Here is a 378-nt window from a genome sequence, read left to right as displayed (position 1 = left end):
CGCTGCATAACAGTTCTTGCTTCCACTGAAATGCTTCCAACAGCTTCCCATATGGACTGTCACTCGACAGTTTCTCAGAATACGATATGTACTGACTAATGGGGGGAGGGTAAAAGGAAACACACAGAGGCCTGTTCCGCCGAAAATGCTGCCAAAGATGTCAGGAGAAAAGGCGACTACTGAGTCAACGATTACTTTCAGCCAAAATGAGATGTTGCATCCGGCTGACTCCCCAAAGACCCGCACCAACCGGAAGTACGCAATCATTGCCGTGACTGGTGTTGTCGTGGTAGCAGTCATTCTGACCGCCATCTTGGTTGGAATGCATCTCCTTATCCAAGGACAGAAAGATATTCTGAATTTCTCTTTCACTCGAGG

General features: G+C 47.9%; 1 protein-coding gene. It reads right to left on the bottom strand.

Going from position 1 to position 378, the window contains the following annotated elements:
- Positions 1–184: 184 nt before the first annotated feature.
- Positions 185–378, bottom strand: a 194-nt coding sequence (locus L5876_RS14570) for a hypothetical protein (RefSeq protein ID WP_236957086.1), incomplete at its 5' end; no start/stop codon positions are given.

This window comes from Hyphobacterium sp. SN044 (assembly GCF_021864465.1).
GTDB lineage: Bacteria > Pseudomonadota > Alphaproteobacteria > Caulobacterales > Maricaulaceae > Hyphobacterium.
This window is presented reverse-complemented; position numbering and strand designations above follow the sequence as displayed.